Genomic DNA, 24794 nt, shown 5'->3' with positions numbered 1-24794 from the left:
ACCCACCCCCCGCCGCAACCAATGCGGCAACGTCTGTAGCAGTTATTACTGCTAACAAATTAGAGGCGGCAAGCTGGAAAGAGTTAGCCGCGTCCGAGTATATGGCAGCACACGCCTATATCCCGTTTGCCGGCTTTGGTATAGCTATGGGATTTACGGCAGCGATGTTAGCAGCCGTTACCGCCGCAGGTATTCCAATGTTAGCTGACGGCGGTGTAGCGTCCGGGCCTACTTTGGCAATGGTTGGAGAATACGCCGGAGCCAGCGGAAACCCGGAAGTTATCGCGCCTTTGGATAAGTTGCGCGGAATGTTGGCAGACAACACGGGCGGCGTAGATTTTGGCAAAGTAAAGTTTGAGATTAAAGGCCGTGCGCTGGTTGGCATTTTGGAAAAAGAAAACGAGCATACAAAAAGAAGCTAATCGCATGAAGTATTTACGATATAAAGGCGAATTTCTCAGCGTGTCCGGTGTAGTGTGGCGCACTGAGATTTTGCAGGAAGCAGATACACAGTTTGAAGAAATAGGCGTTTTGGAATTTGACGCAGACGAACCGCTGGTTATCGAATGGGGCAATAAAAGCAAAGAGGAAGTTATTTGCGGAAGCACGGCGGCACTTAAAATAATCAGCCCAGGCGACCGCACGTATGAAGATTTATACAGCATAGACGTGGGGCGTGTCCGTTTGGACGTGTACCGTAATAATGCGTTATATTGGAGTGGCTGTATAGATACCGAATTTTACGAAGAACCATACGAGCAGCTGAACGGGTACACAGTCTCGCTTTCATTTACCGATTTGGGTGTATTAGACCGCCTTAAATATGATTTGGCTAATATGCAAACGCTCTATGATGTCGTTAGCTATTGTGTTGGACGCTGCGGTATTAATTGCGGCGGCATAGACGACAGTCTAATTAGTACACAGCTATCTGCGTCCGGCAGTGCGTTAAGACTTACTGACATTAAAGTGCGCAGCGATAATTTCTACGATGAGGACGGCGAAGCCCTAACGTTGGCTGAGGTTATCGAGGGCATTTTACAGCCGCTATCACTGCGCATGATACAGCGCGCCGGTAAAGTCTATATCTATGACCTAAACGGATTATATACAAAAGCAAACACGCTGCCTATAATTTGGGAGGGAAACAGCCAAACTATGGGTGTAGATGTCGTATATAACAACGCTAAAATAACGTGGAGTACATACGCCCAAAGTGGCAATTTATCACCCGAAAGTTGCTGGGGGGATATAGAAACAGACCCGAATTTGGAAGCCATGAATAACCTATCGGGCGGTAGTAAAGGGGGCGCAAATTATTTTTCATACCATTACAGTACCACGCTATCAGACTGGGTAGATTATACAGACTACGGATTTACTATTTGGGTTGCTACTGACGGAGTAAACGCGGAACTGGGTAAAAATGTGCGATTTTTTAAAATTGTTCCGCACTATGACGGCACGGAAAGCGAGGGCGTTGCGATTTACTGGAAGTCTGTAAGGGGAGAAAAGCAAGGCACAAGTAATAATTGGTGGGCTAATTTCTCAAGTGCGGCACATGGCGAAACAAAAATACCCGGAACGTTGGGAGGCATAGGCCCGGAATTGTTTAAGAGTAGCCCCGTATGGATACCGCCGGTAGATAAAACGGGCGATTTGGTTTTACGAATTGCCATAGATATGCTTTTAGACCCGCGATTTAATCCTTTCGAGAGTGCGGCAAATCTGATGAAGTATGTAGAGCAAAAAGACTGGTACGACCAATTTAACACATACGGAAATTTTATATACGTTCCGGTTACTATCAAATTCCAACCGGACGGCAGCGATACCGTGTATGTATGGACTAATCAAAGTATAGTATCGCAGGCTGTAAATAGCCCGGTTACTACACTTAACGGAACTTATGGCCGCTGGGTTACTTATTCCGGTGAAAGTAATCCTAACGCATGGGGCTATCTGTGTTACTATGACGCGAAAGACCACGTAGATACCAGCGGCGTACTGGGGTGGAAGAAAAACCGACCGGCTATTAATCCGCATAACAGGGCTACCATATCCATTTTGACTAATGCAGAGGACGGGCAATATATTCCCTATCCTAATTATGGAGGTGGGGGCGGTAAACTTTGGGTTGAAGTGCGCGGCGCAGGTTGGCAGATAGTGAACGAGGGTACGAATTTGGCGAACAGCGAGAACGGGCCTAAACAGCTATGGGGCAAGGTAAGCTGGATTTTGATGAAATTGCCGGAAATAGAAATTATGAATAGTAGCCAGTTCGATAAAACCATAAATACCGACGACGTGGAGTATAACGCCAAATTGAACAGCTCAGCCAAAGAACCGATAGAAATAGATACCATTTGCGGAACCAGCGCAGAGGGAGTACCGACAGCACGCGGCGCATACTTTAACGCCGCAACCGGAAAACAGATTACGCAGCTTACACGCGCAGGACGTACCACACAGGCTGAGGATTTACTGATAGGAACACTGTATAGCCAATTTGCGCAACGCCGTACAACCCTAAGCGGCGAGGCGCAGCTAATGTACGCCCCTATCGCCGTATATAAGGAGAATAACCAAGCCGAAAAATTATTTATGGTTGCTGAGGACGTGCAGGACATTAGAATGGATAGTAGCGACGCTTTATATGTGGAGATAAGACCGGACGAATATAAACGAAATAACGAGTAATTGAAATGGCAGTATATGAACTAAAAACCTACAAGCGCGGCGCACGTCCGCGCAGTGAGCGTTTGCGTGAACTGGGCGGAGAAAGTGCAGGCAAAACAGGTAATACCGTAGTAACTGTAGCAGGCGGCGGTAATGTGTCGAGTGCTAACGACCACTACCACGCTAACAAAAATGCCTTAGACCAAATAACGACTGATTCCAACGGCTACCAATATCTGACGCGACAAAAGGAAGTAACAGACGATGAGGGTAACGCCGTATATGAGCAGATAACCGAAAAGGTGAAAGCTGGATTTGCAGACATTGCGCAGGATTTGGCAGAAGATAGCCCGGTTAGAAAGCAGTTTTTATCCCGTTTGGCGGACGATGTAGCCAAAGGAAACATAACCTTTGAGAAAATGATAGCCGTATTAGGTTTATCGCTTTTCAAAGGTGGTGCGCAGTTTGGCGAGTTTATAAAATCACTTTATGCCGGAACCGGTGCCGGTATTGATGAGAAAGGCAATGCCGAATTTGAGAGCGTCCGAGTACGAAGTTATTTTGAATGTTTGGAATTTATAGTAAACCGTTTGGCGGCTATCGAGGGCGACCAAATACTGACTGAGGGCGACACTATAGAGCGCGTGGACGATTTGGGCGATAATTGCTACGGCCTGCACCTTAAAAGCAAATGGGACGGATATTTTACGGCTCAATATCCTAATAATGTGCTGAAAGGGATAGTAAATACTTTGGCAGCAGGCAGCGGCGTATATTACACCAGTTGGCTACGTGTGAACAGCGTAAACACCGCGAATAACTATATCGAGGTAACATTATACCCCGACGAAGAAACACCGGCAGGGCAAAATTATCCACCGTGTGAAATGATGAAAATAGCACGTTGGGGAAACCAAACCGACAAAACGCGCCAAAGCTGCATTTACCTATCAAGCACCGAGGGTCGTATAGTCCGGCTAACGGGCGTAACAAAACCAATAATAGATGCAGGAAATTACGGGGCTACTTTCGGTACGCTACCGGAGTTTTTGCAGGCTATGGATTTGCCGACTATCGAGGGGCAGGATTATGTATATGCACGCGGTTTAATAGTGCAGGACATTATACGCATAGACTATCAAGGTAAACCAGTTAGCGAGATTATAGACCACGGGGCGTGGGGTGCGGGAGTGGCATATTACTGTGAGGCTCTGAACCCAGCTACCGGCGTATATGAGATTTCGGACGTATGGTATAATGGCTGTAAATACCGATGCGCTAAAACCGGAACCACAACCGCCCCGGCGTGGAATAATACCGACTGGGCAATGGTTGAGGGAAACCCAGAGTTTACCGTAAATTTTGCAGATACCGATTATATTTTTGACCCCGACCGTTTCGCGCTTACACTTACCATTATCGCCAAACTTTACAATAATGATGTAACGGCTGACATATTGGATTCTGACGTACAATGGGTGCGATACAGTGAGGACGCAAACGGCGTAGAGCGTGTAATATCAGACCAAGCGTGGGCGTTAAAACGAGCCGGTGCCGGTAAGTCCATAGACCTAAATGTGGGGGACTGCGATTTTAACGGCTATGTGCCAAAGACTATAAAATTTATCGCCACAGTAACGCTACGCGATGGGATGGGTAACGAAGCTGGTACCGATAATGCTATTTTTCAGTATTAGTAGAAAGGCATACGTAATATGAAAACAAAAAGATTTGATTTTAACTGGAAACCGTTGCAACTGCAAATATCCTTTGCGGTGGACGGGAGTGTACCCGACCAGCAAAACTATAATGCCGATAGTAAGGAATTTACGCCGGACTATACGCTAACACCTCTAATCATACAGCCGACTATTTCCATATTGGATAAGGACGAGGTATTAGCGGCAGGACGCATTAACCATTTGCTTACAAATATACGCTGGTATGAGATAATCAGCGGAACGAAAACGCTGATAGCGTCTAATAACGCTAACTATGAGATTACCACCGGAGGGGGAAGCGCAGGACGTATAAAGGTAAACCGCAATGCCGAGCCGAAGATACCTATAACGCTGGCTTTTTATGCGGAGTATGTGGATAACCGTAACGGGCAGGTTATGGTAATACAGGGCAGTTATTTAATAAGTTGCAGCAGTGCGTCCGATGCGGTACGTGTGGAATTGGACGCAGCGGCGCAAACCGTTTTTAATCCTCTTTCGGACGAAGTTGTTAAGATTGTTACCGCTACTGTTTGGCTGGGCGATAAGGTTTGCGACCCAAGTAAATACGCTTTGGTTTGGGAAGTGCAGGACGAAAGTAATATTTGGCGCGTGGCAGAAACTGACGCTGTAATGGATTACGATATTACAGTTAGCGGAAATAAAGCTACTATTAACTGCCAGTTAATGGGTACGGAAATGCACCTGCGTTGCCGTGTTAAATACAGCGCAGACGGTACACCCGGTAACGTGGTACTGACTGACGCAAGCCCACAGGCCGAAGCAGTATTTGTTCGCCGAATACCTAAATACGAATTTGATTTTACGGGTGTGCCTTACAATATACCGGCAGGGCATTTAACCGTATCACCTACGGCGATTATCCGAACGACAAAAGGCGAAATAGCCGATGCGGAAAATGAACTTTTGCCGCTTTGGTATATAGCCACAAATAAAGCCAGCGGCAGTTTAAGTTATTCGCTGGTTGCACACGGAATAAGTCCGGTAATACCAACTACGCAAATGGATAAAAACTACGGTGCAGTTATCGGTTTGGACGTAGTGGATAGAGGATATGCGGGCGCGTTTACAGATGCAGCCGACGGCGCAATATTATGCGATGCGGACGGCTCAGTTTTGATTATTCATTAAAAGTATAAAAAGATATGGCACGTTACATTAAAGCAAATCCAAAGGTAGCACAGTTTCTACGATTGGATAATGACAGAAACCAAATTAAGGACGGTAATTATTTGCTATGGCAGTCTGATATGTTGGCTTTCGGCAGATTAACAGAACTGCCGCAGATATTGGAACAAATCGGCGGCATTGTTTTACAGGCTCACGAAGCCCGACAAGAGCAGGACGGTACGGAAGTTAGGGAGCTGCCGACGGCTACAGACAGCCGATTTGTTGTAGAAAAAGAAGAAGCTACAGAGCAAACCGAAACAACAGAACAGGAGCAAACCGAAGATACCGAAACCGGTGGAACAGAAACCGAACCTACACCGGAAGAAACGGGAGAGAGTGAAACAGAAACTACAAACAAAGAAACAGAGCAATTATGAGCGTAGCAAGTACAAGCCGAACTATTAAGTTTATCAGCAAAGCCGGAACATATACAGCGGTGATAATGTCGCCGAGCGGTGATTTATATCAAGACTACGAGGGTACGACCAACGACGTAACAGCGGTTTATCCTAATTTCGCAACGTTAAAGCCTATTTTGTATTTTGTCTGCACAAGCAGCCGAGTAGCTGAGGGCGTGGCAGACCCCGACGCTATGGAATATTATTTCAACGGCGAAAAGATAGCATTTAGCGGCGGTGTATCTACCGGAATATTTGCCGGATATTTTAAGACGATAGCACCAAGCAGCGACCAGTTATATTACGGTCTGCAAATTCTTAAAGATATTGCGGCTTTGGCTGGATATGCGCCCGCCGTAATAAAAATGGTTGCCACTGTTAGTTATGGCACACAGAGCGACACGATACAAGCCACGTACACTATACCGATACAGCAGGCTACCGGAAGCAGCTACCGCGTAACTATCGCCGCAGGTGATACGAAGAATTTCGTAATATCCGATAAAGGGGGAAGCTGCATACTAAAGGCTATGGCCTACCAGTCCGGTAACGCCCTTACTAAAGATTTAGCCTACGTATGGGAAAAAATGGAAGCTACCGGGTGGGGTGCTATTATCGGAGCGACTTCGCAGACGCTCACAGTGCGAGCCGATGACATTAACACCTACGGCGAGTACCGCGTACACGTTAAGCGTGCAGGTGCTGAAATAGGTACGGATATTCAGAGCGTAATGGACACAAGCGACCCCTACGACATAGACCCACACCCAAGCCCGGAAGATGAGGCGATAACGGAGGACACGACAGGGAACGGTGAAGTTACTTACACACCCGTAGTGGTTAAGCGTGGTGCGTCTGCAAAGGCTTTAGATACGCAGTTTTATTTTGTGTTGAAAGATGCGGCAGGCGTTTACCTCAACAGCGACAGAACTACGCCGAAAGCGAGCCAAACAGTAACACGCGCCCACTGCGTGCAGGCAGGTGGCGATGTATCAGTAACTATTACAAGCGTATCGTAATATGGGAAGAGTATCGAGAACACAGGTAGTAAAGTTTATCCGAAAAGGCGACCCCGGCGATAAGGGAGAACGTGGCCCGGCCTTACGAGGGCCGCAGGCGTGGAGCGATTGCGCCACTGGCTACGCTTTCCAAGCCGGGGGAACTGGGGACGAATGGAAAGACGTTGTACTATATAACGGCAACTACTACAGCTGCAAAAAATCGCACGCCAAGACCAGCGGCAATTACCCCGGCAGCACTACCGCGAATAATAACGGCTACTGGCAACTGGGTGACGCTATAGAGTTGGTAGCCACAAAGATTTTATTAGCTACTTATGCGTTGGTGGAAAATTTAGGTGTTACCACTATCGACATGAAAGACAGTGCCGGTAATATTTTATTCAGAGCAAAGGACGGTAATGTTATCTGCAAAACTGGCACGTTTGAAAACGTAAATATCACAGGTAGGCTAAAAGGAAGTGTGCGTAATCCTTTTGTGGTGGCGGGTGATAGCTTTGATACTGACTATAGCGACAACGTAGTAATGCTTAGTAACGGTGGCGGTTGGATAAACGCATATAGTTTGCCGTGGGACGCAGGACAAAGCGGAAGACGTATAACGCTTGTAAATTACAAATGGGGCAGTACAGTATCAGAGGGGCAAGCCGGAATCAGCGCACCGAGTGGAAAGTATTTTTATATGAATGGCTTACAAAAATCTACGCTGAACATATCGCGCGAAGCGGTGGAGCTATTAGGCTACGGTACTTCCACAACTTTTTACGGCTGGATAGTTTTGCGGCGTACTGACATTATGACCACTTACAAATACGGTAGAGAATTAAAAGTACTTGCACATGGTAGGGTAACCGGGGGCAGTAGCAGCGCGTCGATAACCTGCAAAACATTTGACGGTACAGCGATGTCAGTAGTGCGAAACAATGCGGGCAAATATACAGTATCATTTTCGAGCAATTGGTATTACGATGTTAGCCATGTTATGGTAGTCGCTATTGGGGAGGGTTACATACTTAACGGAAGCAATGCCGTTAAAGCAAGTGTGACGGTGAGAACAAAAAACAGTTTCACAGTTGAAACAAGTGACGACGCAAGTAACAACGACGGTAATTTTAGTTTCTTAATGATAAACCTAAATGACTGGATAATATAAATTAAAAAGTAAGATTATGGCAACAAAGAAAACAAAGACTTTAGCAGCGGTAACGACAGTTAGTACAGTTACTGCGGCGCAGTACATACCGCTAACTGATGGTAACGGTAATACTACTAAAGTATCGTTGGCAAACCTTAAATCGGCTTTGCTGGCTGGTATCAATCTTAACACTATTAACGACGGAATCTTTATCATGTTTCATAGAAGCAGCGATAATTACCCGTTAATGGTTAAGCCCGACAAGTGGCCGGGCTACCAAAATAGTGGCGAGATAGCCGAGGGCGTAGTAGTCGTAGAGGGGGGCAAAATATTGGTGGTAGCACCTACCGAAATTACATTATACTGGAGTAGTGCAGCTGTAAGCGCAGGTGGTAAAACGACTACAGACCGACTAACGGCGTTAGACGACTGGACAGGGAAAACAAGTACGGCAGCGCAGATTACACACGCCGAATGTAATACGGCAAGTTATGCGCCGGGATTTTGCACTACCTACAGCCGAACAAACGCAAATAACAAAGGACTAACCGCCGGGCGTTGGTGGCTACCGTCTTTAGGTGAGTTGATGATGATTTACGCCAATATGCGTAAAATCAATTATGCGTTATCACTTATTGAGGGTGCAACGCAATTAGCTGAAACATGGTACTGGAGCAGCACCGAGTACAGCGCGACCAGCGCGTGGTATCTGTACCTCAACAATGGCAACGCGGGCTACTACACTAAGGCCACGGCCCAGTACAGAGTTAGGGCCGTTTCAGCATTTTTATATTAATGGCTAATAGTTAAACTTTAACCTTAAAAGTACGGCGCAAGCCGTACTAAACAAAGGACATTTCATTTTCACCTGCTAACGCATTTAAAGTATGAACAAATCGAAGCTGGTATCAAATACGCAGATTTATTTAGATTGCCGGAAACTGTTAGATACTATACTGGATATTACGCCGAGTTTTCCACGCGCCTACAAATTCAGTATAGGCAACAAAATGCACGATATAGGTATAAACCTTATATCCCACATTTCAGCGGCTTATATGAATAGAGAGCGAGAAACACGCATACAGTATTTGATAGATTTTCAAACAGATTTTGAGGTACTGAAAACTTTGCTGCGTATAGCAGGGGAAAGGAAATGGATTTTAGGGAAGAGCAGGCACGCAGATATTATCGAACTTTTGGACGCGATAGGCAAACAATCTACTGCGTGGAAGAACTCACTATTAAAATTAGACAGCAAAAGAGATAGCGAGTAAATGCCGGATTTGGACGGTTACGACTAACCAAGAGTGCAAGTTATCTGTAAAAATGGGCCACGCACTATCATTTATAGTTAAGACCGAAAAGGTAAGAGTGGCACGGAGTTGCGAGTACAGCGCGACCAACGCGTGGAATCTGAACCTCAACAATGGCAACGCGAACAACAACACTAAGGCAACGAACCAGAACAGAGTTAGGGCCGTTTCAGCACCTTTACAGATTGCCAGTACACTAAGAAAGATTAAAAGATATGGTTGATACAGACGGATTATTAGATGCGTATTTTGACTGCCGTAAAAGGAAACGGAGAACAGCCAGCGCAATTATGTATGAAATAGACTACGGTAGTAAGCTAATAGCACTTCGCGACCGTATAAATAACCGCACCTATACGCCCGGTAAATCTATCTGCTTTGTCGTTACACGTCCGAGGTATCGAGAAGTATTTGCGGCTGCTTTTGAGGATAGGATAGTGCACCACTGGATAGCCATACGTTTAGAGCCGCTTTTTGAACAAATATTTAGCCCGCGTACATTTAACTGCCGGAAAGGAAAAGGGCAGCTGTATGGCGTGAAAATGCTACAAAACGATATAATAGAATGTAGCCAAAACTATACGCAGGACTGCCATATAATGAAAATGGATTTGCAGGGCTTTTTTATGTCTATACGCAAAGCCATGTTATCCGAAATGTTGGACGATTTTATAGTGAGATACTATAAAGGCGACGACATAGAAGATTTGCGCTACCTATGCAAAACGGTTATACTGCATTGCCCCGAAAATCATTGCGAACGACACAGCCCGTTACATTACTGGAATCACTTACCGGCGAACAAATCACTTTTCACAAATGGGGAGGGGCTGGGCGTTGCTATCGGTAATTTGTTTGCTCAACTTTTCGCTAATTTCCTGCTGAACGTATTAGACTGGTATTTGCTCAAAGATTTAGGATTTACCTACGTGGGTAGATATGTGGACGACTTTTATATTATCGCCCACGACAAAGCAAAATTATTAGGGGCTGCGCCAAAAATTAGGGAACTGCTGGAAAGGTACGGATTAACTTTACACCCGGACAAATTCTATATTCAGCATTACACTAAAGGCGTAGCGTTTACCGGAAGTGTAATAAAGAAAGACCGGATTTATGTATGTAACCGAACGCTGAAAAACTTTGTAATGGCTGTGCGCCGCCTCAACAAAGCGGAAACAATGCCGGAAGTGGAGCGCGCCGTTAGTAGCATAAATAGTTATTTAGGCTGCTTACGCCATGCAAACGAGTATAACAAGCGGCGTAAAATTCTTAGTATGATAGAGCCACACGTCTACCAATGGATTTATATAAAAGGCCATTTTGAGGTAGTCGGCATTAAAAAAAAATACAGAAAAAGAACATTAACCCTACAACGTATAAGAGATGGAACATACTAACAGACAGGAACCGGAAAACGTGCTGCGGCTTTCCGAGTTAGACGTAAATTTAGTGCAGGCGTTAGCCAAACACTGGATTGTAACTGTAGAGCGGCAAGGTAACGAGGTTTTATTAGAATTATACACTTATGTAAATGAACGAGATATTAACGACCATACTAACTATAGTAACGACGTTGGGAGGTTGGGAGGCGATTAGATACGTTATTAACCGCAAATCAAACGCCCGGATAAAAGAAGCTGAGGCCGACGGCTCAGAGTTTAGCGTATTACGCGATACTATCCTTTTTCTACAACAGCAATTGCATGATAAAGAAAAACGATTTGCAGAACAAACAGACATAGTAAGAAAGCAGACAGCAGAAAATATAGAGCTGACACGCGAAAACGCTATGCTGAAAACCGAGAGGGCATTAAAAATATGTGAGCGAAGAAATTGCGGAAATAGAGAACCACAAAGCGGATATTAATTATGCGAAAGATTACAAAGATTATAGTACATTGTAGCGCGACCCCGGAGGGGCGCGACTACACAGTAGCGGATATTGACCGCTGGCACAGACAAAGAGGCTGGAAAGGTATAGGCTACCACTATGTTATTTACCGCGACGGAAGTGTACACACCGGGCGCGATATTTTAGAAATAGGGGCGCACTGTATCGGGCAAAATGCTAATAGTATCGGCATTTGCTATGTCGGTGGAATGTCAGCCGACAATAAGACACCAAAAGACACACGCACGCCAGCGCAGAAAGCCGCACTGCGTGATTTGGTGGAGTTGTTAAAGACAGAGTACCCAACCGCGACAATACACGGGCACAGAGAGTTTGCAAACAAAGCGTGCCCGTGCTTTGACGTTAAAACCGATTTGTAGTATGAAACATTTTATAGCACTTAGTTTGCTGCTGGTGTTTGTGAGTTGCGCCAGCACACGGCGCACCTCAACAACCCGGATAGACCGAGATAGTACATATACCAGCACGCAGCGTTTAGACAGCCTTTTTAGAGTGATAATGCAGCGTGATAGTATATACCAGCACGATAGTATATTTGTACGAGAAAAAGGAGATACGGTAACAAAATATGTAGAGCATATCAGATACCAGTACAAATTACATACTGATACTATGTATCGCGACCGTTTACGTATAGATACACTATTTATAAACCGCACCGACAGCGTGACTGTAGAAAAGCCCGTATATATAGAAAAGCCGATAAAATGGTATAATCGGGCATTTATTTGGGGCGGGAAGCTATGCTGTATAGCTCTTATACTTTTGGCATTATTCCTATATCTAAAAAGAAAATTTTAGGGCAATTTTCTGTAAAGTGTGCAACCGCGTGAACCCGTGAGGGCAAGCGCGGTTATTTTTCTGCGAAATAATCTAATACCCGCCTATTAGCTTTATCTACCTTATCCGTACTATATTTTATATAGATACCGGTAACATTACTGCCGTGCTTATGGCCTAATGCTTCGCTAATAGTATCTTTGGGTATATCCAAATCGACAGCATAGTTAGCCCAACTGTAACGCGCCCAATACCAAGTTAACCCGGTTTCCAATTTATTCAGCAAGTCGTTACAATTATAACGGAAGCAGCTACAATTTTCCGAGAAACTAAGCAGATGATTTTTACCGGGGTATTTGTCTATTATATTTTGAGCCTCAGGCCATATTTTTATGCTGTAGTTTTTACCCGTTTTAGCCCTCTTATAATTAAGGCGGCCGTTTACTATACAATCCTTAGGAAGTGCCAGCATATCAGCCATATTTATACCTATGAGGTAAAACGACAGCATAAAAGCGTCTTTATATATCGCCGTTTTTCCTTTAATATATGTATCACGTATGCGGCGCAGCGTTTCGATTGGTAAATTACGCATGGGCGTATCTGTTTCAGCCCGGCTATTTACTTTTGCATAGGCCTTATTAATTATTACGCCATCATCTTCGGCATATTTTATAACGGTCTTAACCACTTTAAGGTACTTTGCAACTGTGTTACGTTTTAGCCCGCCGTTTTCCATGTGCTTAATAAAGGCCTCAAACCAAGCATAGGACATATCAGTAAACCGCACACTATCCACGTCGCAGTAGAGTGATAAACGCCTTTTAGTGGTTATATAAGATACTTTGGTACTATCCGATTTAAGCGCGCCCACTTTTTCGATATATTGACCGAGAGTTGGCACGCCGATAGTAGGCGATGTTAGCGACATATCCGTAAGCATTTGGCGAAGTTGTGCCGTACTGTATGTGTCGTACTGGCCCGTTTCGCGTAATTCCAAAATCCTATTAGTAACTCTAAGCAGTGAGGTACTTAGTATATTGTTTATAACACGGGCTTGCTTACCAGTGCATATTTGCAGGCGCGCGTCCCAATCCGTAGCTGCTATGTATATGCCGGTTGCTAAATATAAATTAGTACCGTACCCTACTTTTATCTGTACCGGATATGTTCCGTCTTTAAGTGCGCGGCGAGTATCGAGGCGCAAAGTTGGTTTACTCATTATTTGCTGAAAATTTGCTGATTTATGTACCCTAACAACCCAATAGCTACCATAAAAAGCTATATTTTTGCTGATTTTTGCGAATTAACCCCCGGGAATTAAGATTTAATATATTATGTATTTTCCTTATTTACAATTGATTACAAACAAAAACAAAGCAAAATATAGCGTGTCCCTTTGGGAATACCTGGTTTTGCTGCCATAATTATTCTATATTATTTAGTTTGAAATGCAAATTTACGGCAAATTATTGAATTAGCTGAAAGAAAGACAGGAGATTTTGAATGAGTATGTACATAGCCATGTGTTCGTATATAGAAAACATGTCCGCTTTCGAACAATGTCCAATACATACATCCTATTATATATCAACACTTTATCCTTTCGGCATATCATTTGCTATATGTACTACCAAAAACATTAAAAGAAGAATATTATGAAAAAGCAAATCAGTTTATTACTCGCAGTATTCCTATGCTGCTCTACTATCGGCTGGGCACAAACTCAGGAAGAGTCTAAAATGAAAGATGAGTTTTACAGGACACTCAACTCATTGAATCAAGAAAAAAAACAAGCTTTAGATAAGAAAGATTATGCAAAGGTAGAACAGTGCATCTGGAATATTATCGATAATTACAAAAAACTCCCGGAAACAGCACAGAAAGGAATTGGATTAAACTATGGATACTATTATTATGATATTGCCTGTTATCAATCTCTGCAAAAAAAGACAGAAGATGCTTTGAAACATTTTGATCTGGCCTTTCAGAATGGATATGTCAATTATGCTCACATACAGAAAGATACAGATTTGGATAACATACGCAACGAAAAGAAATTCCAGGAGACACTGGCTAAAATCAGAGAAGAAGGAGATTATCTATATATTCTGCAAAAAGCAGCCGAATATACCAGCACTCCTCCCCATTTCACATATATGGAGCCGATCGATAGTAATCTGATAGCCGTGAAGGAATATTTTAAATTAGATAGTGTAGCTGGCACAGGGGATGAACTCTCAAAGATAAAGAACATACTGACCTTTATACATAATAAAATCAAACATGACGGTCAGCATGGTAACCCTAAACATCTAAATTCCATTGCCTTGGCGGATGCCTGTAAAGACGGCTCGCGTGGTTTGAACTGCCGTGGACTGGCCACTGTATTGAATGAATGCTACCTCGCAATGGGTTTCAAATCACGTTTTATAACCTGTATGCCTAAAAAATACATCAGTGATTGCCACGTTATTAATGCTGTTTATTCTAAAACTCTGGATAAATGGGTATGGGTAGACCCTACACAAAATGCTTGGGTCATGGATGAAAATGGTACCATGCTCAGCGTACCGGAAGCACGCGAACGAATGCGTAAAGGCTTGCCACTGGTATTGAATGCAGAAGCCAACTGGAATAATAAACAAAAAACCACTAAAGAAGAGTATCTGGACTCTTACATGGCTAAGAACCTGTATTATATTAATTGTACATTCCGCAGCGAATTCGGTACAGAAGACAAAAAGTATAACCCTGCAGACTATGTTGCCCTTATGCCTACCGGTTATTATAATGACATGGAAAAAGGTTCCTACATCACTTATGATGCCGACTGGTTCTGGCAATCACCATACCAAAAATAAAAACAGATGGTCTATTCACCACAAACAGACTATCTATATTAAGCAAACAGACCATCTATTCGCCGTGAATAGATGGTCTGTTTTTATCGTTTTATATATTGGACAAGATTAGTCTCTGCGTCCCATAAATATCATGATATAGTAAATCAGCGTTGCCAATGAACCCAATGCAGCCACTACATAGGTATAAGCAGCAGAACGAAGTGCGTCTTCGGCTTGCTTATGATTGTAAGAGTTCGTAATGCCCGAACGGCTCAGCCATACCAATGCACGTTTACTGGCATCAATCTCCACCGGCAAAGTGATGAAACTGAACAGCGTAGTCATAGCAAACAAAATGATACCTGCCAACAACAACTGCGGGAATGTGTTCAACAGCAAAATACCACCCAGCAACAACCAGGTCATCCACTGTGACGCAAATGACACCACCGGCACCAACTTGCTACGCATCGTCAGCGGAGCATAAGCACGCGCATGTTGCACTGCGTGTCCACATTCGTGGGCAGCAACGGCAGCAGCCATGATACTGTTACTTTCGTATACACCTTCACTTAGGTTCACTGTCTTATTGGCAGGATTATAGTGGTCTGTCAGTTGCCCCGGCGTATGTGTCACCTGAACATCATAAATTCCATTGTCATGCAGCATCTGAAGGGCAACATCACGGCCCGTCATTCCATTACCGGTAGGGATTTTGGAGTACTTCTTGAACTTGTTCTGCAAGTTCATTTGCACCAGCCAGCTTACTACAGCTATACCAATAAAGATAATCCATTGTATTCCTATCATTCCTTCCATATTCTTTTCTGTTTTTAGTAATTAAAAATGTGTCGTTTGTTATATACAATACAAATTGTTTGCCAAAAATAAAGGGAAACTGTGAGCTTTACTACAGTTTCCCTTATCTTTTAGGAAGAATTAGCGAAAAAGGTCTATTGCCCAACAAGTTGTAACTCTACCACGTAATCCGTATCTGCTGGAACTTCCGGCAACTGCAACACAATTCCCTGTCCGGCACGGGCAATGCGCACAGGAGACTGGTCTTTAAACAGAAAAGCTTTTTTCACCATTTTTCCATTTAAAGGCAGGTACAGCGCATTATCCTGCAAGTTCAGGATATGAACAAAAAGGCGATTCCCTTTTTGCGTCGTCACTCCCCAGTCGTGCGGAGAGACAATGCCGCCACGTGTGCCGTAGATGGTTTCTCCATACACTTTCATCCACTCTCCCACTTCCTTCAATCGCTGAACTGCAACTTCCGGCAGACATCCGTCCGGCTGGGGGCCGATATTCATCAGCAGGTTTGCATCCTTACCGGCAGCCTTTACCAGATAATGTATCAAAGTCTTCGTAGATTTATAGTTCTGGTCGGTAATCTTATATCCCCACATTCCGTTCATGGTTTCACAAGTTTCCAGTGGTAAATGACTGACATCTTGTCCTGAAAGTCCGGCTCTGTTCTCACCCGGCAGGTCACGTTCAAATATCTGTATGTCTTCACCGGGAAAAGGTGTCTGGTGATGGTTATTACCAACCAGACAAGCGGGTTGCAGGCGATGTATCATGGCATACTGTTCGGGAAGCTGCCAGTCAAAATCCGGATTTGCATCCTGATCCCACCAACCGTCAAACCAGATGGCACCTATCGGGCCGTAATTCGTTAGCAACTCTGTCAGTTGGTTATTCATGAAAGTATAATAGCTCTTCCAATCTCCTTTCGGATTAGGCCGTCCGGTTCCGCGCCCTGTGCGTCCCCACGGGGCATCCTCACGATACCAGTCTATATGGGAATAGTAAAAATGCAGCCGGATACCTTGTTTATGGCATTCATCTGCCAGTTCCTTCACAACATCTCGTTTAAAAGGGGTGGCATCTACTATATTATAGTCAGAATATTGGGTATGGAACATGGAAAAACCTTCATGATGACGGCTCGTGAAACAGATATACTTAGCTCCGGATGCTTTGATAGCACTCACCCATTCGGCAGCATTGAACTTGGAAGGATAGAAACCACCTGCCAGTTTCGCATATTCTTTATAATTCAGGTTATTGTTGGTCATGGTCCATTCTCCGGTAGCCAACATACAATACAAGCCCCAATGCAGAAAGATTCCAAACTTATTGTCCTGAAATTCCTGACGGGCTTTCAGATTCTCGGCAGACGGTTCGTAGGTCTGCGCCTTTGCAGGCAGAAAGGAGACTGCAAACAGAAGGGATAAAATAATAGGTGTTTTCATCATAAGTATACGGATTGGTTACTAATAGTTTGTCTAAAAAGGAATAATTTATTGTATCCGGTTGAAACGTTTTTCGCCCCTACAAGCGCTATGACATTGCCTGTAGGGGCGAATAAACATTCGCCCGCCCAATAGCAAAACTTTCTTGGGCAGCCTTATAACAATTTACTATTCCTCTGTATAGCGTTCGATAGTCTGGCCACGGTCGGGACCTACGGAAACAATCTTGATGGGCACACCAAGTTGTTCTTCCAGGAATGTCAGATAAGCATTGAATTCTTCGGGGAATTCATCTTCACTCTGCATTCTCGTCATGTCGGTTTCCCAACCGGGCAACTCAACATAAACCGGCTCAATGCCTTCATTGATATCATATGGGAAGTAGTCGATTTCTTCACCATCTATCTTATAAGCCACGCAAGCCTTGATAGTTTCGAATGAATCGAGAACATCGCTCTTCATCATGATCAATTTGGTAACGCCGTCCACCATAATAGCATACTTCAACGCAACCAGGTCAATCCATCCGCAACGACGTTTACGTCCTGTTACCGAACCGAATTCATGTCCCAGTGTACAAATCTGGTCACCTGTTTTGTCAAAGAGTTCCGTCGGGAACGGACCGGCACCCACACGTGTACAGTATGCTTTGAAGATACCATACACTTCACCAATCTTGTTAGGAGCCACACCCAAACCGGTACAAGCACCTGCACAAATGGTATTGGAAGAGGTTACGAAAGGATAAGAACCGAAGTCAACATCCAGCATCGTACCCTGGGCACCTTCACAAAGCACTGATTTTCCACTGTTCAGCAAGTTGTTTATTTCGTGCTCACTATCCACCAATGGAAATTGTTTCAGATATTCGATACCTTCCAGCCAAGTCTTTTCCAGCTCTGTCAGGTCATACTCGTAGTTCAAACCTTTCAGGATTTGTTCGTGACGTGCTTTAGCTTCAGCATATTTCTGTTCGAAGTTATGCAGGATATCGCCTACACGCAAACCGTTACGACTTACCTTATCCGTATAAGTCGGGCCGATACCTTTACCTGTTGTACCTACTTTGGCATCACCTTTCGCAGCTTCGTAAGCGGCGTCCAATATGCGATGGGTAGGCAGAATGAGGTGTGCTTTCTTTGAGATATGCAAGCGCTCTTTCAGGTTATGGCCGGATGCCTCCAGCGCTTCTGCTTCTGCTTTAAAGAGAGCCGGGTCGAGCACCACGCCGTTACCGATAATATTCACCTTGTCACCTTGAAAAATTCCCGAGGGAATAGAGCGAAGCACATACTTCTGCCCTTCGAACTCGAGCGTATGTCCGGCATTCGGTCCGCCCTGGAAACGAGCTACGACATCGTATCTCGGAGTTAACACGTCAACGACCTTGCCTTTGCCTTCGTCGCCCCATTGTAATCCTAATAGAACATCTACTTTCATTTTTCTTTCTTATGGTTATTACTTTTCTTCTTACGTTTATTGGCCCGGTCACACTTGCTGCACAATCCATACAGATAGAGTGAATAGTGCGACAAACTAAACCTACTTAATTTGGTATTCCCAATGGCATGCTGCAATTCCTCGTTCTGGAACTCGGTCACCTTGCCGCACTGCGTGCAAATCTGGTGGTGATGCGTATCACGATTATAGCTCTTTTCATATTGGGAAGAATTTCCGAACTGGTGCTTGATGACCAGACGGGCATTGATGAGAAGGATGATAGTATTGTAAAGAGTCGCGCGGCTTACACGGAAATTTTCCTGATCGACCATCAGTGAATAGAGTGTATCGATGTCGAAATGTCCTTCGATGGAGTAGATAGTATCGAGTATGGCATAGCGTTCGGGGGTCTTGCGATGCCCGTTCGCGTTGAGATATTCAGTGAATATCTGCTTTACCGTATCTTTCACATTCTGACTTTCCATTTTTTGGCGGCGCAGTTTTTTACAGCCAACAAAGTTAAGCCTTTTTTGCGGAAAGCAAATGAGAAAGGGGAAAAAAAACAAAAAAATGGTAATAAGGTTGGAGGATAGGATGATAAGATGGTGGAATGACACCGCTTTATCACCCTATCATCTTATCATCCTATTCTATTTCTTCCTTTACGAGATTATAAAGCAATTGCTCTGCTTCCGTTTCTGCATGCTCCATCTCTTCCACCCGACGGCATACGCGGAAAGCATGTTCTTCATTGTGCTGCATAAAACGGCGAATAGACGCCATTGCAGCATTCCGCACATGATAGGAACCGGAAAGGAAAGCACAAACTGCCTGGTCGAGAAACTCGTTTGCAGTGCGTTCATTCATATCGCCTTTCTTCATCAGCAAGCGGGCAATGGTGAGGAAACCGCATGTCTGTATATACTCCCGCTCGTCCGCAATCCACTGAAAGGATTTGGCAGGAGCATAAGGGAGATGCTGGAACAGATTCATAGAGGTAAGTTCCGCTATTTCGATATTCTGAATGCTTTCCACCCAGATATCGGCTATTTCCGGGAAAAAGCTATCTATCGGCTGCAACAGTCCTGCCAGAATCTTGCATTCGCGGATATCCTCTTTCCACAAGGCTTGCGCTAATGAGTGATCTTTTTCATACCCTTCGGCAATTGCCTTGATACGGGGAAGTTCTACACCGAAATTCAATTTATAGACCAGCCCTTTTTCACGCATACTTTGAGACACAGCCCCGTTCATAGAGAGGCGGAGCTGTGTCTTTATTTCTTTCAGTTGTTCTTGTAGATCCACAAAACAATGATTTATAGTTAATTATTAACAGAAGGCAGATTAGAATAATCCTTGCTGTAACGTAACATCTGCTCTGCATAACCTTCGTCGTAAGTAACTTTCACATCGGTTATCTTACCGTCCGCATCTGTCACGACTTCATACTTCGGATTTACAAATCCCTTATATGGAGCCAGATTCAGTTTCTTATAACGTTCCAGAATCTCGGCATGCAAAGTAGGATCTACCTTCACGGCATAGTTTTCCACAATGTCGTGGGCGGCCTGGTAGTCGCCTGTAGACTTGATACGCTGAATTTCGGAAAGCAACTCACCGAAGAGCTCACGCAACTTTTCGTAATCGTTCACTACAACGTAAGTTTTGCCGTCTTTCTTCACCATCTCTACAACTTTATCAGCCGCACCTTTCTCAAACACCCAGCGGGCAATGAGCTGACGGTTACGCATATGGGCCTCTTCCACATTATTGCCCGGCTCGATACGAACCAACTGTGTCATCAGACCATTCATCAGATACGTGTAGTATTCGGCTTTGTAAGCATCTGCATTGGGGGTCAGTCCCAACTCTACCAATTTAGAATCGGCCACATAGTACAAACCAAACAAATCGGCACGAGCTTCCTCAATCGTAGAGCCGTAAGCCTTCAAAGCATCCGGATCAACGCCCGGAAGCAACTTGCCGGAACCGTGTCCCAGACATTCGTGCAAGTCTGTGTGAAGTTCACCGGTAAGGTCGGCATAATTATCTATCAACTTCAGTTCAGCGTCGCTGTACACAAACTCTTCATTGAATCCATTGCCATGAGCCGCTTTATTATAAGCATCCGTAATGTTACCGATGGTTACTGATTTGGAGCCATGATGGCTGCGTATCCAGTTAGAATTGGGTAGATTGATGCCGATAGCTGTTGCCGGATACAGATCACCTGCCAGGATGGCAGCAGTAATCACTTTGGCAGAGACGCCCTTCACCTCATCTTTCTTGAACTGCTTGTCTACCGGAGAGTGATCTTCAAACCACTGCGCATTACCACTGATAATCTCTGTGCGATGCGTGGCTTCCAAATCCTTAAAGTTCACCAACGATTCCCAACTTGCTTTCATTCCCAATGGGTCGCCATAGCTTTCAGTAAAGCCATTGACAAAGTCCACAAGGGAATTCAAGTCTTTCACCCACAAGATGGCATAATCATCGAATGTTTTCAAGTCACCGGTTTCGTAATACTCTATCAGCTTGGTGATGACCGCTTTCTGTTCTTGATTTTCAGCCACAGTTTCAGCCTTCTTCAACCAATATACGATTTTGTCGATAGCCGGTCCATACAAACCACCCACTTTCCATACTTTCTCCTGTATCTTGCCATTCTCTTTCACCAGACGGCTATTCAATCCATAAGAGACGGGCGTTTCATCTTTCGGATTCTTCATTGCATTATAGAAGTCCTCGGCTTCTTTCTGCGTCACGCCGTCATAATAATTGCAAGCCGAAGTCAGCACCAAATCCTCTCCTGCCGCCTGATTCACACGTTTCGGCATAACTGCAGGATCAAAAATCACAGGAAATAGGTCATCATACAATTGTTCTGCGGTTTGTCCCTCAGCCAATGGCAGCGTAGAAGCATCCACACTCAACACAGCCTGCCTGAAAAATTCGGGAGTAAAGCCCGGTACGAACTTTTCCGTACCATAATGATGATGAATACCGTTGGAGAACCATACACGTTTAAGGTATACTTCCAACGCCTTGAAATCAGACGCATTTTTGTCTCCTTCATATCCATTATAAACCGCTTCCAGCGCACGGCGAATTCTCAGGTTATACTTTCCGTTTTGGTCAAACAGAATATCACGGCCTTGCAAAGCAGCTTCCGTAAGATAGTACACCAGCTCTTTCTGTTGGAGCGACAAGTTTTCGAAACCGGGAACCCGGTAACGTAGAATCTGTAAATCTGCAAATTGTTCCACTGTATAATCAAATTTATCTGCCTCGGCAGTTGTTGTCTTTGAGCCGCTACAAGCTGTCAGTAGTGCAAAAGCGGCACATGTCATTAGTTGTTTCTTCATGTGTCGGGAGATATAGAGTTGGTATTAAAAAAGACGAAAAGGAAGTATTCCGAAACAAACGCTCCGGAATATTTCCTTATCTATACATTCTTCAACGCAGAATTACTGTTTCTTATCTGCGTGTTTTTTACGATATCCGTTAGGAGTTTCACCTACATTTTTGTAAAATGCAGCGTAGAAAGACTGACGGTTAGCAAAGCCTACCATTGTGCTAATTTCTTCCACATTCTTGTCGGCATATCTCTTGTCCGTCAATAAATGTTTAGCGTCTTTTACTCTGTACTCATTCAACAGGCATGAATAGTTCATACCAAAACGAGAATTTACTACAGCAGACAGATAGCGAGTGTTGGTTTTCAACTCTTTCGCCAAATCTTTAGCCGAATAATCAGGATCTTTGTACTTCTTCTGCACAACAACGATATTCAATATCTTGTCATACAATTCATCTGCCAATTCCGGACGAATCAACGAACGGTAAGCAGCGTTCTTCTCTTTTTTCTCTCTCAGGTTGTAAGGGCGCTTCTTTGCTGCCGCTTCCTGATTCTTGTTTTCTAAATCACTCATTGAATTAACTGGTTAGGGTTTGTTAAAATATGCAAGCCCGAAGGATTTTCCTTTAGACTTTACAAAAGTCTGACATTTTTTTTTAATACGCAACTTTTCTCGTACATATTTTTGATTTATAAACAACGAAAAAGGTTGAAAAGTAGCATTTAAGCCGTTTTAATAAGAAACTTTAACTCTCGCAAAAGAAGTTATGATATAAAATGAATACGTTTTCTTATTTGTATCATATGCAATAATTAATGTACCTTTGCAAGATAAAACTTCATCGCTGAAAATGATACAGACGCTTAAAAGATATTTTGGTTACGATACTTTCCGTCCTTTACAGGAAGAGATTATCCGCACATTGCTGGATGGCAGAGATGCCTTGGTACTAATGCCTACCGGAGGTGGAAAGTCCATCTGCTACCAGCTTCCGGCTCTGTTGTGCGAAGGAACTGCCGTGGTTGTTTCCCCTTTGATTTCCCTGATGAAAGACCAGGTTGAAGCACTTTGTGCCAACGGCATTGCCGCAGGAGCACTGAACAGCAGTAACGACGAGACAGAAAATGCCGCCTTGCGCCGTTCTTGCATGGAGGGAAAGCTGAAATTACTCTACATTTCTCCTGAGAAATTAATAGCAGAAGCCAACTATCTTTTAAGAGATATGCACATCTCATTATTTGCCATTGACGAGGCGCATTGCATCTCACAGTGGGGACATGATTTCCGTCCGGAATATGCACAAATGGGATTTATGCACGAGATGTTTCCCAATATACCTGTCATAGCCCTTACTGCCACAGCAGATAAAATTACACGTGTAGATATCATAAAGCAGTTGCATCTCAACCAACCAAAGGTTTTCATCTCATCTTTCGACCGCCCGAACCTCAGCCTCACCGTGAAACGGGGGTATCAGCAGAAAGAAAAGAGCAAAGCAATTCTTGATTTCATAGCCCGTCATCCGGGCGAAAGCGGCATTATTTATTGCATGAGTCGCAGCAAAACGGAGACCGTGGCACAGATGCTGCAAAAACAGGGCCTCCGTGTAGCTGTTTATCATGCAGGGCTCTCTTCCGCCCGACGGGATGAAGCCCAGGATGATTTTATTAACGACCGTGTACAAATAGTTTGTGCCACGATTGCATTCGGTATGGGAATTGATAAAAGCAATGTGCGATGGGTCATCCATTACAATCTACCCAAGAGTATAGAGAGTTTTTACCAGGAAATCGGACGTGCCGGACGTGATGGCCTGCCAAGTGATACGATGTTATTTTACTCCCTGGCCGACCTTATCTTACTTACAAAGTTTGCGACGGAAAGCGGGCAACAAGGCATCAATCTGGAAAAACTGCAACGCATGCAACAATATGCCGAAGCTGATGTTTGCCGCCGCCGCATCTTGTTGAGCTATTTCGGAGAGACTACTACCGAGGATTGCGGCAATTGTGATGTTTGCAAAAACCCACCCCAGCGTTTTGATGGAACTGTCATTGTACAAAAAGCTCTAAGTGCCATTGCCCGCACGGAGCAACAGATAGGGACAAGTATTCTTGTAGACATTCTGCGGGGGAATATAAATCAGGAAATCTCCGAGAGAGGATACCAGCAACTAAAAACTTATGGAGCCGGACGCGAAATACCCGCTCGCGACTGGCAGGATTACTTGTTACAAATGCTGCAAATGGGTTATTTTGAAATAGCATACAACGAGAATAACCATCTGAAAATAACGAGTAGTGGCAGCGATGTTCTCTTCGGGCGGGCGCAGGCACAGCTTGCTGTGATTCGCCGTGAAGAAACCACCCCTGTCAAAGGAAGGAAGAAAAAATCCACCGTTCCGGTCAGGGAGTTGCCATTAGGGTTACCGAATACGGAAAGCGAAGAACTATTCGAAGCTCTGCGTGAATTACGAAAACGGCTCGCATCCCAGGAAGCACTTCCTGCTTATATCGTTCTGTCCGACAAAGTATTGCATCTGCTCAGCATATCTCGTCCCACCACAATGGAGGCGTTTGGAAATATCAGTGGAATTGGCGAATATAAGAAGAAGAAATATGGGAAAGAATTTGTCGATTTGATTCGGAGGTATGTGTAAGATTATACTTTTTCTTTCGCTTGCCCGAAAGAAAAAGTATCAAAAAGAAAGGGCACGGGCTCAGTCTACGGTGCT

Annotated in this window: 21 protein-coding genes and 1 pseudogene; 14 read left to right on the top strand and 8 right to left on the bottom strand. The window is 44.3% G+C overall.

Annotated elements, in window-relative coordinates:
- The 12 genes and pseudogenes from QZ135_RS20755 to QZ135_RS20700 all read left to right on the top strand — a co-directional run.
- A pseudogene (locus QZ135_RS20755) lies at positions 1–422 on the top strand (hypothetical protein); the annotation flags it as partial.
- A 4-nt stretch (positions 423–426) separates the two neighbouring features.
- Positions 427–2700 carry a hypothetical protein gene (locus QZ135_RS20750; RefSeq protein ID WP_294613966.1) on the top strand — a complete coding sequence of 758 codons (2274 nt, stop codon included), beginning with the start codon at positions 427–429 and terminating at the stop codon, positions 2698–2700.
- A 5-nt stretch (positions 2701–2705) separates the two neighbouring features.
- Positions 2706–4376 carry a hypothetical protein gene (locus QZ135_RS20745; protein WP_294613964.1) on the top strand — a complete coding sequence of 557 codons (1671 nt, stop codon included), beginning with the start codon at positions 2706–2708 and terminating at the stop codon, positions 4374–4376.
- An 18-nt stretch (positions 4377–4394) separates the two neighbouring features.
- The gene (locus QZ135_RS20740; protein WP_294613961.1) at positions 4395–5549 is read left to right on the top strand and encodes a hypothetical protein; all 1155 of its coding nucleotides are present in this window, start codon (positions 4395–4397) and stop codon (positions 5547–5549) included.
- Positions 5550–5563: 14 nt separating this feature from the next.
- A complete protein-coding gene (locus QZ135_RS20735; RefSeq protein ID WP_294613958.1) occupies positions 5564–5965 on the top strand; it encodes a hypothetical protein in 402 nt (133 codons plus the stop codon).
- Positions 5962–7005 (top strand): hypothetical protein, encoded by a 1044-nt coding sequence (locus QZ135_RS20730; protein WP_294613956.1) that lies wholly within the window; start codon positions 5962–5964, stop codon positions 7003–7005. The genes QZ135_RS20735 and QZ135_RS20730 overlap by 4 nt, the downstream gene beginning before the upstream one ends.
- Before the next feature lies 1 nt (position 7006).
- Entirely contained in the window at positions 7007–8158 is a 1152-nt protein-coding gene (locus tag QZ135_RS20725; protein WP_294613953.1) for a hypothetical protein, read from the top strand.
- Between the two features lie 16 nt (positions 8159–8174).
- A complete protein-coding gene (locus tag QZ135_RS20720; protein ID WP_294613950.1) occupies positions 8175–8936 on the top strand; it encodes a DUF1566 domain-containing protein in 762 nt (253 codons plus the stop codon).
- Positions 8937–9027: 91 nt separating this feature from the next.
- Positions 9028–9417 (top strand): four helix bundle protein, encoded by a 390-nt coding sequence (locus QZ135_RS20715; RefSeq protein WP_294613946.1) that lies wholly within the window; start codon positions 9028–9030, stop codon positions 9415–9417.
- Positions 9418–9671: 254 nt separating this feature from the next.
- Positions 9672–10856, top strand: coding sequence for an RNA-directed DNA polymerase (locus tag QZ135_RS20710; RefSeq protein WP_294613942.1), 1185 nt, complete (start codon positions 9672–9674; stop codon positions 10854–10856).
- A gap of 134 nt (positions 10857–10990) precedes the next feature.
- On the top strand, positions 10991–11326 hold the full coding sequence (locus QZ135_RS20705) for a hypothetical protein (protein ID WP_294613939.1): 336 nt from the start codon (positions 10991–10993) through the stop codon (positions 11324–11326).
- Between the two features lie 2 nt (positions 11327–11328).
- A complete protein-coding gene (locus tag QZ135_RS20700) occupies positions 11329–11730 on the top strand; it encodes an N-acetylmuramoyl-L-alanine amidase (protein ID WP_294613936.1) in 402 nt (133 codons plus the stop codon).
- A 494-nt stretch (positions 11731–12224) separates the two neighbouring features.
- On the opposite strand, the gene QZ135_RS20695 is transcribed toward QZ135_RS20700, so the two are convergent.
- Entirely contained in the window at positions 12225–13373 is a 1149-nt protein-coding gene (locus QZ135_RS20695; RefSeq protein ID WP_294613933.1) for a site-specific integrase, read from the bottom strand.
- A gap of 436 nt (positions 13374–13809) precedes the next feature.
- Here QZ135_RS20695 and QZ135_RS20690 point away from each other — a divergent pair, with 436 nt between their 5' ends.
- A complete protein-coding gene (locus QZ135_RS20690; protein ID WP_294613930.1) occupies positions 13810–15015 on the top strand; it encodes a transglutaminase domain-containing protein in 1206 nt (401 codons plus the stop codon).
- A gap of 108 nt (positions 15016–15123) precedes the next feature.
- Here QZ135_RS20690 and QZ135_RS20685 read toward each other — a convergent pair whose 3' ends face one another.
- The 7 genes from QZ135_RS20685 to QZ135_RS20655 all read right to left on the bottom strand — a co-directional run bounded on the left by QZ135_RS20685 (position 15124) and on the right by QZ135_RS20655 (position 22633).
- Positions 15124–15816 (bottom strand): zinc metallopeptidase, encoded by a 693-nt coding sequence (locus QZ135_RS20685; protein WP_009132767.1) that lies wholly within the window; start codon positions 15814–15816, stop codon positions 15124–15126.
- Positions 15817–15950: 134 nt separating this feature from the next.
- Entirely contained in the window at positions 15951–17261 is a 1311-nt protein-coding gene (locus QZ135_RS20680; protein WP_294613925.1) for an alpha-L-fucosidase, read from the bottom strand.
- Between the two features lie 165 nt (positions 17262–17426).
- The gene (locus QZ135_RS20675) at positions 17427–18698 is read right to left on the bottom strand and encodes an adenylosuccinate synthase (protein ID WP_294613923.1); all 1272 of its coding nucleotides are present in this window, start codon (positions 18696–18698) and stop codon (positions 17427–17429) included.
- Positions 18695–19183 (bottom strand): Fur family transcriptional regulator, encoded by a 489-nt coding sequence (locus QZ135_RS20670; protein WP_294613920.1) that lies wholly within the window; start codon positions 19181–19183, stop codon positions 18695–18697. Before QZ135_RS20670 ends, QZ135_RS20675 begins: the two co-directional genes overlap by 4 nt.
- 160 nt (positions 19184–19343) lie before the next feature.
- A complete protein-coding gene (locus QZ135_RS20665) occupies positions 19344–20003 on the bottom strand; it encodes a DNA alkylation repair protein (protein WP_294613917.1) in 660 nt (219 codons plus the stop codon).
- Between the two features lie 17 nt (positions 20004–20020).
- Positions 20021–22066, bottom strand: coding sequence for a dihydrofolate reductase (locus QZ135_RS20660; RefSeq protein ID WP_294613914.1), 2046 nt, complete (start codon positions 22064–22066; stop codon positions 20021–20023).
- A gap of 102 nt (positions 22067–22168) precedes the next feature.
- The gene (locus tag QZ135_RS20655; protein ID WP_294613912.1) at positions 22169–22633 is read right to left on the bottom strand and encodes a helix-turn-helix domain-containing protein; all 465 of its coding nucleotides are present in this window, start codon (positions 22631–22633) and stop codon (positions 22169–22171) included.
- 277 nt (positions 22634–22910) lie between these two features.
- Between QZ135_RS20655 and recQ the strand changes: the two genes are divergently transcribed.
- On the top strand, positions 22911–24719 hold the full coding sequence (recQ, locus tag QZ135_RS20650; protein WP_294613969.1) for a DNA helicase RecQ: 1809 nt from the start codon (positions 22911–22913) through the stop codon (positions 24717–24719).
- Positions 24720–24794 lie beyond the last annotated feature (75 nt).

It is taken from the genome of uncultured Bacteroides sp. (assembly GCF_905207245.1).
Classification (GTDB): Bacteria; Bacteroidota; Bacteroidia; order Bacteroidales; family Bacteroidaceae; genus Bacteroides.
This window is presented reverse-complemented; position numbering and strand designations above follow the sequence as displayed.

What these genes read in the sequence shown, in the direction of transcription:
- QZ135_RS20750 (WP_294613966.1), top strand. Translation starts at nt 427, where the DNA reads ATGAAGTATTTACGATATAAAGGCGAATTTCTCAGCGTGTCCGGTGTA.
- QZ135_RS20745 (WP_294613964.1), top strand. Translation starts at nt 2,706, where the DNA reads ATGGCAGTATATGAACTAAAAACCTACAAGCGCGGCGCACGTCCGCGC.
- QZ135_RS20740 (WP_294613961.1), top strand. Translation starts at nt 4,395, where the DNA reads ATGAAAACAAAAAGATTTGATTTTAACTGGAAACCGTTGCAACTGCAA.
- QZ135_RS20735 (WP_294613958.1), top strand. Translation starts at nt 5,564, where the DNA reads ATGGCACGTTACATTAAAGCAAATCCAAAGGTAGCACAGTTTCTACGA.
- QZ135_RS20730 (WP_294613956.1), top strand. Translation starts at nt 5,962, where the DNA reads ATGAGCGTAGCAAGTACAAGCCGAACTATTAAGTTTATCAGCAAAGCC.
- QZ135_RS20725 (WP_294613953.1), top strand. Translation starts at nt 7,007, where the DNA reads ATGGGAAGAGTATCGAGAACACAGGTAGTAAAGTTTATCCGAAAAGGC.
- QZ135_RS20720 (WP_294613950.1), top strand. Translation starts at nt 8,175, where the DNA reads ATGGCAACAAAGAAAACAAAGACTTTAGCAGCGGTAACGACAGTTAGT.
- QZ135_RS20715 (WP_294613946.1), top strand. Translation starts at nt 9,028, where the DNA reads ATGAACAAATCGAAGCTGGTATCAAATACGCAGATTTATTTAGATTGC.
- QZ135_RS20710 (WP_294613942.1), top strand. Translation starts at nt 9,672, where the DNA reads ATGGTTGATACAGACGGATTATTAGATGCGTATTTTGACTGCCGTAAA.
- QZ135_RS20705 (WP_294613939.1), top strand. Translation starts at nt 10,991, where the DNA reads ATGAACGAGATATTAACGACCATACTAACTATAGTAACGACGTTGGGA.
- QZ135_RS20700 (WP_294613936.1), top strand. Translation starts at nt 11,329, where the DNA reads ATGCGAAAGATTACAAAGATTATAGTACATTGTAGCGCGACCCCGGAG.
- QZ135_RS20695 (WP_294613933.1), bottom strand. Translation starts at nt 13,373, where the DNA reads ATGAGTAAACCAACTTTGCGCCTCGATACTCGCCGCGCACTTAAAGAC.
- QZ135_RS20690 (WP_294613930.1), top strand. Translation starts at nt 13,810, where the DNA reads ATGAAAAAGCAAATCAGTTTATTACTCGCAGTATTCCTATGCTGCTCT.
- QZ135_RS20685 (WP_009132767.1), bottom strand. Translation starts at nt 15,816, where the DNA reads ATGGAAGGAATGATAGGAATACAATGGATTATCTTTATTGGTATAGCT.
- QZ135_RS20680 (WP_294613925.1), bottom strand. Translation starts at nt 17,261, where the DNA reads ATGATGAAAACACCTATTATTTTATCCCTTCTGTTTGCAGTCTCCTTT.
- QZ135_RS20675 (WP_294613923.1), bottom strand. Translation starts at nt 18,698, where the DNA reads ATGAAAGTAGATGTTCTATTAGGATTACAATGGGGCGACGAAGGCAAA.
- QZ135_RS20670 (WP_294613920.1), bottom strand. Translation starts at nt 19,183, where the DNA reads ATGGAAAGTCAGAATGTGAAAGATACGGTAAAGCAGATATTCACTGAA.
- QZ135_RS20660 (WP_294613914.1), bottom strand. Translation starts at nt 22,066, where the DNA reads ATGAAGAAACAACTAATGACATGTGCCGCTTTTGCACTACTGACAGCT.
- QZ135_RS20655 (WP_294613912.1), bottom strand. Translation starts at nt 22,633, where the DNA reads ATGAGTGATTTAGAAAACAAGAATCAGGAAGCGGCAGCAAAGAAGCGC.
- recQ (WP_294613969.1), top strand. Translation starts at nt 22,911, where the DNA reads ATGATACAGACGCTTAAAAGATATTTTGGTTACGATACTTTCCGTCCT.